At 47.5% G+C, this 10,919-nt stretch carries 10 protein-coding genes and 1 tRNA gene; 1 reads left to right on the forward strand and 10 read right to left on the reverse strand.

Going from position 1 to position 10,919, the window contains the following annotated elements:
• Positions 1 to 293: 293 nt before the first annotated feature.
• Entirely contained in the window at positions 294 to 791 is a 498-nt protein-coding gene (tadA, locus tag AC1VOR_RS22890) for a tRNA adenosine(34) deaminase TadA (RefSeq protein ID WP_482621302.1), read from the forward strand.
• Between the two features lie 117 nt (positions 792 to 908).
• Here the strand turns inward: tadA and AC1VOR_RS22895 are convergent, their stop codons facing one another.
• The 10 genes from AC1VOR_RS22895 to guaB form a co-directional block, all read right to left on the reverse strand.
• On the reverse strand, positions 909 to 1,943 hold the full coding sequence (locus AC1VOR_RS22895; protein WP_482621304.1) for a hypothetical protein: 1,035 nt from the start codon (positions 1,941 to 1,943) through the stop codon (positions 909 to 911).
• A gap of 68 nt (positions 1,944 to 2,011) precedes the next feature.
• Positions 2,012 to 2,926 (reverse strand): YitT family protein, encoded by a 915-nt coding sequence (locus AC1VOR_RS22900; protein ID WP_482621306.1) that lies wholly within the window; start codon positions 2,924 to 2,926, stop codon positions 2,012 to 2,014.
• Positions 2,927 to 3,151: 225 nt separating this feature from the next.
• Positions 3,152 to 3,307: a small acid-soluble spore protein P gene (locus AC1VOR_RS22905; RefSeq protein WP_482621308.1), complete on the reverse strand. Its 156-nt coding sequence runs from the start codon at positions 3,305 to 3,307 to the stop codon at positions 3,152 to 3,154.
• 118 nt (positions 3,308 to 3,425) lie between these two features.
• Positions 3,426 to 3,905 carry a hypothetical protein gene (locus AC1VOR_RS22910; RefSeq protein WP_482621310.1) on the reverse strand — a complete coding sequence of 160 codons (480 nt, stop codon included), beginning with the start codon at positions 3,903 to 3,905 and terminating at the stop codon, positions 3,426 to 3,428.
• A 187-nt stretch (positions 3,906 to 4,092) separates the two neighbouring features.
• Positions 4,093 to 4,181: transfer RNA gene (locus AC1VOR_RS22915), tRNA-Ser, on the reverse strand.
• Between the two features lie 62 nt (positions 4,182 to 4,243).
• Positions 4,244 to 5,530 carry a serine--tRNA ligase gene (gene serS, locus AC1VOR_RS22920; RefSeq protein WP_482621311.1) on the reverse strand — a complete coding sequence of 429 codons (1,287 nt, stop codon included), beginning with the start codon at positions 5,528 to 5,530 and terminating at the stop codon, positions 4,244 to 4,246.
• A gap of 143 nt (positions 5,531 to 5,673) precedes the next feature.
• On the reverse strand, positions 5,674 to 6,252 hold the full coding sequence (pdxT, locus tag AC1VOR_RS22925) for a pyridoxal 5'-phosphate synthase glutaminase subunit PdxT (RefSeq protein WP_482621313.1): 579 nt from the start codon (positions 6,250 to 6,252) through the stop codon (positions 5,674 to 5,676).
• A gap of 114 nt (positions 6,253 to 6,366) precedes the next feature.
• Positions 6,367 to 7,248, reverse strand: coding sequence for a pyridoxal 5'-phosphate synthase lyase subunit PdxS (gene pdxS / locus AC1VOR_RS22930; RefSeq protein WP_482621315.1), 882 nt, complete (start codon positions 7,246 to 7,248; stop codon positions 6,367 to 6,369).
• A gap of 238 nt (positions 7,249 to 7,486) precedes the next feature.
• The gene (locus AC1VOR_RS22935; protein WP_482621317.1) at positions 7,487 to 8,899 is read right to left on the reverse strand and encodes a D-alanyl-D-alanine carboxypeptidase family protein; all 1,413 of its coding nucleotides are present in this window, start codon (positions 8,897 to 8,899) and stop codon (positions 7,487 to 7,489) included.
• A 126-nt stretch (positions 8,900 to 9,025) separates the two neighbouring features.
• Positions 9,026 to 10,483 (reverse strand): IMP dehydrogenase, encoded by a 1,458-nt coding sequence (guaB, locus tag AC1VOR_RS22940; RefSeq protein WP_482621318.1) that lies wholly within the window; start codon positions 10,481 to 10,483, stop codon positions 9,026 to 9,028.
• Positions 10,484 to 10,919: the final 436 nt, after the last annotated feature.

A 10,919-nucleotide genomic window follows, 5' to 3' on the forward strand; every position in this document is an offset into this window, starting at 1 on the left:
AATCCAGGGCTGTCTACTCTCATCATACCTGTTATGTAATGTTTTGCAAAGACATTGAAATCCCCAGATTACTTTCTTACAATAAGTAAAAGTTAATCATTGTATAGATCAGAGCAGGTTGGTTTATCCACAAAGTATTAACATATTAACAACCCCTTTGAATAATATGTGAGTAAAATTGGGGATATTGCAGCACTTATGCACAATGTTATTAACAACATGTTAACAACGAATATTTGTTCGTTGGACAAAATACGAGGATATCACCGAATTTGAAGGAGTTGAATTAGAGCATGCCATTCTCATCCCCCCTCATTCCCGAGCCTCCCGCCTCCATTCACTCTCATGAGTATTGGATGGCAGAAGCCATAGAGGAAGCTCGTCAGGCTGAAGCTATCGGGGAAGTCCCCATCGGCGCCATTGTTGTCTGGGGAGACGAGATTGTGGGACGCGGGCATAATCTACGGGAAAGTTCCCGGGACGGCACCGCCCACGCAGAAATGATTGCGATTCGCGAAGCCAGTAATCACTTTGGGGCTTGGCGACTGCTCCACTGCCGTCTTTATGTTACGCTAGAACCCTGCCCTATGTGTGCAGGAGCCATAGTCCAGTGCCGTGTTCCCCATATCATCTATGGAGCACCTGACCCCAAGGCAGGGTGCGCGGGGACATTGATGAATCTGTTGCAGGAACCACGCTTCAACCATCGTACCGAAGTCACTCACGGCATTTTGCAGGAGGAGTGCGCTTCCTTGCTGACAACCTTCTTCCGCAAGCTGCGCAGCAAATAAACCCTCTACTAAAACATATAAACCTCCAGCCCTATGGAAAAACATAAGGCTGGAGGTTTTATATTGTTAACGTACTTACTTTAAGCTATATCCAATAGCTGCAACGGCCGATTGTGACTAATAGCCGAAGCTACGCATGGCTTCCTCCCATTCTGCTGTGCCGATCGTATTCGTGGGAATACCAGTTACAAATGCTGGCTGCTCGTTAATTTCACTATACTGTCGTGTCATTCTTAAGGTGATCCGTGCGCTCTCCTGGGCGTTTGAAATGCTTGGAATGTCCAGGGTAAGGTCTGCATCCATCGTAGTATAGATAGGATAATTCTGCTCGTCTATGACGGTCTGAGCGGTTAGTTGATGAATTACCATCCCCTCTGCCAAATTCTCAGGCAAGAAGGAGTAGCCCTGCTGTTCCCAACTGCTCCGTACTTCCGGCAAGACTTGTCCCTTAAGGGCCTCGCGCGCTTGCTGCACCTGATCATTGGAGACGGCAAACTGTACTACTTGCTTCGCCAGCACCCCTTCCGGTAGCGCAGCTTGCTCTACCTCGGCGTACTTAAAATAGGTGTCCCCATCAAAGCCGGCTAACAAGGACATCATAAATGTAGCACCAAGCTGTTGTACTTCCCCACCGCTCACTTTCGGTAAATCTGTGACAGCTTGGCCACTTTGCTGGGTAAGCTCCTTAAAATCAAGGACCACAAACTGCCCGACCAGTTCTTCCGGCATCGGAACTAGCGGTGTGTTCGGCAACTGCACGTACAGCTTGTCCGGGGTGATTACCAAAGGCAGCGTCACCGTAGTAGCCATTTTGCCCTGAAGCTTAATCTCCAGCACGGCTTCAGATTGGGTCGGCTCCTTATGATAAACCTGACGAATATGAATGTCTGCGTTCTTTAGCCAGGGCAGCAAGGCACTCATGGCTGACGATTCTGATGGTTCTGAAATATCCTCTTCATCAGCAGTCTCCGAGCCTAGCTCCATGCCCAATACTTGAATTCGGCTCTCCACCACATATGAATCCGCCTCCAGCATCTTGCTGACAGCCAAGCTAAGAGTATCCTTGGGCGCCTTTTGACCGGTACAGCCAGATACAATCAATACCAGCGCGGACATAAATAACAAAGTAATCATTACGCTTCTCTTGAACATAAAACATAAACCCTCCTACGGGCTTCTTTTCTATAGTTACATGTCATTTGGGATTGCGTTTCAATTTGTCAATGAATTGCTTTTTTCTTGAAACGCCCACCCTTAACATCATGGATATTTCCGACTGCCATAAATGCATGCTCGTCATAGTGATTAACGATTTCCTTGAGCTTGGCTTCCTCCAAGCGGGTAATCACGCAGAAGATGACTCTCTTCGGGTCTCCCGAGAAGCCCCCTTCGCCTGATAAATAAGTAACTCCACGGCCCAAACGACTCAGAATCGCATCCCCGATTTCGTCAATTTGGTCGCTGATAATCCAGACTGACTTGGATTCATCCAATCCGTCTACGACGATATCAATCGTCTTATATGCAATAAAATAAGCGAGTAGCGAGAACAAGGCTCGTTCCCAGCCAAATACAAAACCGGCACTTAGCAGTATGAAAAAGTTGAAAAACATAATCACTTCGCCCACGGAGAAGGGCGTTTTTCGGGAAATGAGGATAGCCACAATCTCTGTCCCATCAAGCGATCCGCCAAATCGAATCACCAGCCCTGTCCCCAAGCCCAGCAAAATACCACCAAAGACAAAAGCCAATAACGTATCCGTCACAAAGGGCTCCACGGGATGCAATAACGCCGTGCCTAAAGACATAATCGTAATACCTATCAACGTGGATATGGCAAACGTCTTGCCGATTTGCTTATAGCCGACTATTAAGAAGGGAAGGTTGAATAGAAAGAGAAAAATCCCGAGTGGCAATTCTAATAAATAGGAGGTCATGACGGACACACCAGTTATACCGCCGTCGGTAATTTTGTTAGGGACCAGAAATAACTCCAACGCAACCGAAACAATCACAGCTCCGATGACAATAAACAACGTTCTGAACATGACACTCCGCACGGAGCGTTGTTTATGTTGACGAACCTGCGTTGCGGTGTCGTAGTCCGTAACATGGCTTGGATTCACTACGTTCATAAGCATCACGATCCTTTCACTTTCTTCTGCCTTATTGCTGCCTCTTGTGTTCTCATGCTCTGCATGCCTACGGCTCAAGACACCTACCTTTATTATGACATTTTATCCGCTTCCTGTCTTGTGAATTCTATATTAAACGCGATGAGCAACGCATAGTGCGGTGGGCAGCGCAATCACACCAAAACCCCCAGCCAGGGGCTGAGGGTTGCGGGACGAGACACCAGATTATCCTTGCGGATTATGATGGTCAACATGATTTTTATTTTTTACTTTCTTGGAGCCTGACAACGGTTCTTGCCCATTCTTCTCCTCGTGCCGCTCACGCTTACGATTTGATTCGTTCTCGGAGCCGGCTGTCTGATACGTCTGAGGCTTGGTCATAGCAGATTCATCCTCTCTTCTTATACAAATGATGTACATCTCAGTGATCGTTCATACGCAGGCTTAATGTGTGATGGAATAGCTGTCATTATGCATAAAAAAGAGAGCCTTAAAATTATTAAACCGATACGGAAATGATTACATTTTTTGCTAAAGTATTAATTTCCCCAGTTTTTGTATAAATTATGGGCTTCTCATTAGTTTTATCAATCCGTTTTGGTGTAGATGCGCTTTGACCGATTTGATCTTCAAGCATAGCCCTACCTTCTACACTTAAATTCAGAACATCCTTATCTGTCTCGGGGACTCTTGCTTCCTCTTTCTGGTCTAAGTTTGTTTGATTAATGTTCTCAACTTCGTTCTCACGCTCTAGTCTCTTTTCTTCGATCGCTTTCTCTACTTCTTCTTTCATGCCAATATCTGCTTTTTTTGAATATTCATTTACCTTTTGAATGGATTTTCCGAAATACTCCATTGCTCTTCCCATTACATCAACATCACCTCTGGAACGAGCTTCATTGTAAACTCTCATAGGTACACTGGATAAACTTATATTATTATTTGCACCTACTAGTCCCTCAATTATTTTTGTATTCACATAATTCTCCCTTCTTAAAATACTCTTAATGCACCTACAATAAATATCGGCTTATGTTAAGAAAAATAAAGTTAACTTGGTAATATTATGTAAATATTTAAAATTGCAAACAAAAAACACACTCGACCTTAGCCAAGTGTGTTTATATTATTAACGCTATATTACCTTATGCAAAAAATTAGTTATATGGCGGAGAGGGTGGGATTCGAACCCACGTGGGCTTGCACCCTAACGGTTTTCAAGACCGCCCCGTTATGACCACTTCGGTACCTCTCCAAAGGTGAATCCGATTAGCGTAACAAATCAGATTCTACCACACAAAGCACTAATTGTGCAAGTTATTTTCTCTTTGTGATCTTATCAATATTACCCATGTACGGCCGTAGCAGTTCCGGGATTTCCACGCTGCCATCTTCTTGCTGGTAGTTCTCCAAAATAGCAGCTACAGTTCGTCCTACGGCCAATCCTGAGCCGTTGAGTGTGTGCACAAATTCTGGCTTAGCCTTCGGCTCTGGACGGAAACGGATATTAGCCCGGCGTGCTTGGAAGTCCTCAACATTAGAGCACGAAGAAATTTCACGGTAAACTCCACTTTCCGGTAGCCATACTTCCAGATCATAGGTTTTAGCTGATGTAAAGCTCATATCACCAGTGCACAAGGCCAGAACCCGATACGGCAGATTAAGCAATTGCAGTACTCGTTCGGCGTTGGCCGTCATCATCTCCAGTTCTTCATAGGAATGATCCGGGTGGACGATTTTGATCATTTCTACCTTATTGAATTGATGCTGACGAATCAGCCCGCGAGTATCACGTCCAGCGGCTCCGGCTTCCGACCGGAAGCAAGAACTATAGGCCACATATTTGCGCGGCAAATCTTCCGCGTTCAGAATCTCGTCACGGTGATAGTTGGTCACTGGCACCTCAGCCGTCGGAATGAGATAATAATCGCTGCCGCCAGATAGCTTGAACAAATCTTCCTCGAATTTAGGAAGCTGCCCTGTTCCATACAGGCTGTCGCGATTGACGATATATGGTGGCAACATCTCTTCATAACCGTGCTCATTGCTGTGCAAGTCCATCATAAAGTTAATGAGCGCACGCTCCAAGCGGGCCCCTAATCCTTTGTAAAAGGTGAATCTGGACCCGGTTACCTTGGCAGCCGCTTCAAAATCCAAAATGCCCAGATCAGCCGCTACATCCCAGTGAGCCTTAGGAGCAAATGCATAGGATTTCGGCTCACTCCACCGGCGTACTTCCACGTTCTCTTCCTCAGAGGCGCCTACAGGCACACTTTCATGCGGGATATTCGGAATCGACATCATCAGTTCCTCAATATCCACTTCCAATGCCCGAACTTCCTCATCCAGCTCTTTAATGCGGTCACCGACTTGACGCATCTCCAAGATCAGTTCGTCCGCGTCCTCCTTGTTCTTCTTCCGCTGGGCCACTTCCGCCGATACTGTATTCCGGCGGTTCTTCAAAGCCTCGTTCTCTTGAAGCAGCTCCCGGCGTTTCTCATCCAACCGCGGAAAACCTTCGATCAAATCCAGCGATTTCCCCCGGCGCCTCAGCGCATCTTCCACTCTGGCATAATCATTTCTCATTACTTTCACATCTAACATGAGTAGTCCCTCCTAGAATCATCCCTGCACAGACCTGCCGACCTTCTCTTTGGAAGACTCTCCGGACGGAAAGGCTGCTATGGAATATAGAAACGCCGTATAAACAGATAAAACCTTAACCCATCAAAGGAGTCAAGGTCTGCTTACGGCTGCTTGGCTTGCTTGACCATCTCTACAAAATACGCATGCAGTGAATAATCATCCGTCAGCTCCGGATGGAACGACGACACTAGCAAATGCCCCTGACGGGCCGTAACGATCTCATCCTTGTAAACGGACAATACCTCTACCCCTTCTCCCACAGCCGTAATTAACGGCGCACGGATGAATACGGCGCGAAGCGGGGCTTCCAGTCCTTTTACCTCAAGATCCGTCTCAAAGCTCTCCTTCTGGCGTCCAAAGGCATTACGCGATACCTTGATATCCATCAATCCGAGATGAGCTTCCTCGCCGCTCTCAATCTCCTTCGCCATCACAATCAGACCTGCACAGGTACCAAATACCGGCTTACCCTGCCCGGAAAAAGTTTGGATGGCCTGAATAAAATCATACTTACGCATCAGTTTGCCGATGGTGGTGCTCTCTCCGCCAGGAATGATCAAGCCATCCAATTCGGCCAGTTCCTGCGTATGCTTGACCGCGATACCTTCCACCCCGGCCTTCTCCAAGCTACGCACATGCTCGGCAACAGCGCCTTGCAGCGCCAACACTCCTACTCTCATGACAAACCTTCTTTCTCTCGCAGCCTAAACTATATGTACCCCGGCCATGGGTCAACAATAGCCGGGGTGAGCATCCTAATTAGATATGGATAACTAATTAAAGCTATTCAGGAATTACCAGCCACGATCCGACATACGCTCTGCCGGAGACAGCTTGGAAATCTCAATGCCCTTCATCGGAGTACCCAAGTTCTTGGACACTTCCGCAATCAGCTTATAATCGGTGTAATGAGTTGTCGCTTCCACAATAGCACGAGCAAACTTCTCGGGGCTATCCGATTTGAAGATACCCGAACCCACGAATACACCATCAGCTCCCAAATGCATCATCAGAGCAGCATCAGCCGGCGTAGCTACACCACCTGCAGCAAAGTTAACCACTGGCAGCTTGCCATTCTCATGCACCTCAAGCAACAGATCATAGGCTACGCCCAGATTCTTCGCTTCGGCATACAATTCATCCTTGGACAAGTTTTGCACTTTGCGGATTTGGCCGTTAATCAAGCGCATATGACGTACCGCTTCAACAATATTTCCGGTTCCCGGTTCACCCTTCGTACGAAGCATAGAAGCCCCTTCGCCAATACGGCGGAGAGCCTCGCCCAAATCCTTCGCTCCGCAGACAAACGGTACCGTAAATTCACGTTTATCAATATGGAAGACTTCATCTGCCGGAGTTAGCACTTCACTTTCATCCAGATAGTCTACCCCAAGCGATTCCAGAACTTTCGCTTCCACGTAATGACCGATCCGTGCCTTAGCCATGACCGGAATGGAGACGACCTTCATTACCTCTTCGACGATTGTAGGGTCTGCCATACGAGCCACGCCACCGGCTGCCCGAATATCGGAAGGAACGCGCTCCAGTGCCATAACGGCGGTAGCTCCAGCCGCTTCAGCAATCTTAGCCTGTTCGGCATTCATGACGTCCATAATAACGCCGCCCTTTTGCATTTCAGCCATACCTCTTTTTACACGCGATGTTCCTGTTTCCATGTCCAATCCCCCCGATAATAATCTAACTTATTATTTTACAATATTCGCCCTTAAAATACAACTCTTTCACTCGGGATTCGCTCCTAGTTCAATGAGGATCTAAAATACAGGTTACTAGCACCGAGAAGGTTGGACGATACCAGGAACTGAGCAGCGCAGCGTAGGTGAATCCTACGTTCCGAATTCACTCCCTTGAATCCCTTCGTGATTGGACGCTGTATTTTAGATTTCCTTTTCATTAGAACAAATTCTTAATCCCATTGAACATATCACTGAAAAATTCGCCGATGGCCCGCATCATCAATTTAAACCAGCCAGCCTTCTGAGCGTCTTCCACCGTAATCAGATTGACCGTCTTCTCCAGCTCCTGTTCCATGCCTGGGGCTTTGAAGGTGTACTTTACAGTCCCTACCTTCGTACCTTGCTGTAAGGGAGCTACAAGTTCGCCTTCATCCACCAGCGTAACCTGAGCTTCCACTGCGCTGGTATCCACACCCTTCGGCACAACAAAGCTAATCGCCTGATCGGTTACAACCGGAATCGCCGTATTCTTAGCTTTCTTAACGGTTACGGTCTCCGTGCCCACTACCGTTGTCTTGGCTGCTACAATTTGCTTGGTTTCAAAATGATTGAAGCCATAATCAAGCACTTTACGGGTTTCGACAAAACGGGCTTTATCCGTAGCTGTCCCCATCACAACGCTAATCATCCGCACTCCATCACGTAATGCTGTACCCGTAAAGTTATTGCCTGCATTGCTGGTATGGCCTGTCTTCAAGCCATCCAAACCTTCATAAGCGAACTGCTTGAAGTTTGTTACATTCTTGTTCGCTTCCAGCATCCAGTTATAATTGATAATCGGTGATTTGTCACGCGGCCGGAATTGATAGCTCGGAAGTGCTGTAAACTCGGCAAAATCAGGATGATCGGTTACAATATAACGTGCCAAAATTGCTGCATCCAGCGCAGACAACACCGTCTCCTGATCTCCAGGGGTACGGAACTTCTCCGGCATATCCGCAATATCAAGGCCTGTGGAGTTGGCAAAATGAGCCGTCTTCATCCCCATGCGCTTAGCCTCATCGTTCATCATCTTAATAAATGCTTGCTCAGAGCCAGCGACATACTCAGCCAATGCTACCGTGGCATCATTCGCTGATCCCACCGCCATGGCAATATATAGCTCTCTTATCGTATGTTGGTCTCCCTCAGCCAGGAAAATCCGGGAACCGATAGTCTTGGCTGCATTTTCGCCCACCGTAACTACATCGTCCCAACTGAATTTGCCTTGCTTGACGAGATCGGCAACAATATATTCGGTCATCATTTTGGTCATGCTTGCCGGAGGAAACGGCTGATCCGCATTCACGTTTAACAATACTTGTCCAGAGGAGACCTCCATCAAGATGGCAGATTTCACTTCCAGACCCAGTGACTCCACCGAAGGAATGGCTGCTGCATTCTGCGTCGAAGCCTGCTCCGTGGTTGTCGCTTGGTTCGTTCCAGTTTCGGTCTGCTCGCCTTCCGCCAGCGCCAGCGCCGGTACGAGAGAAGAACATAGCAAGTTCAGCAGCAGTACGGAAGCCACGCTCTTGCGTAGGAAACGCTGCTTGGTCTTAATAGGTTTGGATTTCAATAATTTGAGTTTCAATGCCCTTAAAGCTCCCCTCGTATTCTTTCATTTGCTTTATCTATTCTATCACAGGGGTATCTGCAAAAAAAGACAAGCAGGGTGAAAATCACCCTGCTCTATGTGGAAAATTATGGTTCGCTGTAATTATAGCGAGTAGTTTGGCGCTTCCTTCGTGATTTGCACGTCATGTGGATGGCTTTCACGCAAGCCAGCCCCGGTGATACGGATGAACTGGGTATCATTGCGAAGCTCGTCCAATGTCCCGGTTCCGCAATATCCCATACCTGCACGCAAGCCGCCAATCATCTGATGAATGGTATCAGCAATAGGACCTTTGTAAGCAACGCGTCCTTCAATGCCTTCGGGAACCAGCTTCTTATCATCATCCTGGAAGTATCGGTCCTTACTGCCTTGTTTCATAGCCCCCATGGAGCCCATGCCTCTGTAGACTTTGTAACGACGCCCTTGGTAGATTTCCGTCTCCCCTGGGCTTTCTTCTGTACCGGCAAATAAGCTGCCCAGCATGACCGCATGTGCCCCGGCAGCAACCGCTTTGGCAATCTCACCGGAATACTTGATACCTCCATCCGCAATAATGGGGATACCGTACTCCCGGGCTACAGTCGCACAATCATACACTGCCGTAATTTGCGGTACGCCGATTCCGGCAATAACCCGCGTGGTACAAATCGAACCTGGTCCGATACCAACCTTGACTACCGATGCGCCAGCTTCAATCAATGCTCTCGTAGCCTCACCTGTGGCCACATTACCCGCAATGATAGTCAATTCAGGATACCGTTTGCGAAGTTCAGCTACTGCTTCAAGAATGTTGATGTGATGGCCATGCGCGGAATCAACAGTGATCACGTCTACGCCCGCCTTGACAAGAGCATCGGTACGATCAAACGTATCCTTGGAAATCCCCACCGCAGCTCCCACCAGTAGGCGACCTTGTGCATCCTTAGCTGCATTCGGGAATTGAATGGCTTTCTCAATATCCTTGATAGTGATAAGGCCCTTCAGAATGCCTTGTTGATCGACCAGCGGAAGCTTCTCAATCTTATGCTTCTGCAAAATGCCTTCCGCTTCCTGCAAAGTTGTTCCTACCGGAGCAGTAACCAGATCATCACGCGTCATCACTTCACTGATTTTAATACTATAGTCATGCACAAACCGCAAATCACGATTTGTCAAAATACCTACAAGCTTATGAGCTTCATTCACAATGGGAACCCCGGAAATACGGAATTTACTCATTACTTCCTCTGCATCCGAGACCAATTGGTCCGGTGTCAGAGAGAAAGGATTGGTAATTACACCGCTCTCCGAACGTTTGACACGATCCACTTCCTCAGCCTGTTGTTCGATGGGCATGTTTTTATGAATGATGCCAAGACCACCTTCGCGAGCGATGGCAATAGCCAAAGCCGACTCGGTTACCGTATCCATCCCCGCACTAATCAACGGAATATTAAGCTTCACTTGATCGCTCAAGCGAGTGGACACACTTACCTCTTTAGGTAGCACCTCCGATTTACGGGGAACCAGAAGCACATCATCAAACGTTAAGCCCTCTTTGTCAAATTTTCTTTCCCACACCGTGAATTGTCCTCCTTTAGTCTAATGGATTGTCGGGCCATATCCCGGCCGTTTCTCTTGCAATATCAGGAGCCCCTGAATGAAGTGGTTTGTCCCGAATCCAAAGAAAAAACGTCTGCGACGTAATAGCACGAAAAGCAGCTCCGTCAAAGCAACCTTTGGCGCTTTAGAGCCACTTACGAAAATATATTATGCCAAGTTTAGCAAAGGCCCTATAGGCTGTCAAGGACAACCGCAAGCAAATCCGCTGGCGACTCCCCAGCGCACACCCCTGTCTATTCAACGCGCACAAACCAATCATTTTAGCCGTTTTTGGAGATAATTTCATCCTTCTCCAAGCGCTCGCCTATACTCTTCACAGCACCTCGTATCTAAATTCGTATTTATAATTATATAGAAAAAAGCACCACCGATTTGTGATCGGTAGTGCTTCTTA

This window comes from Paenibacillus sp. 1SOY10, assembly GCF_056836745.1.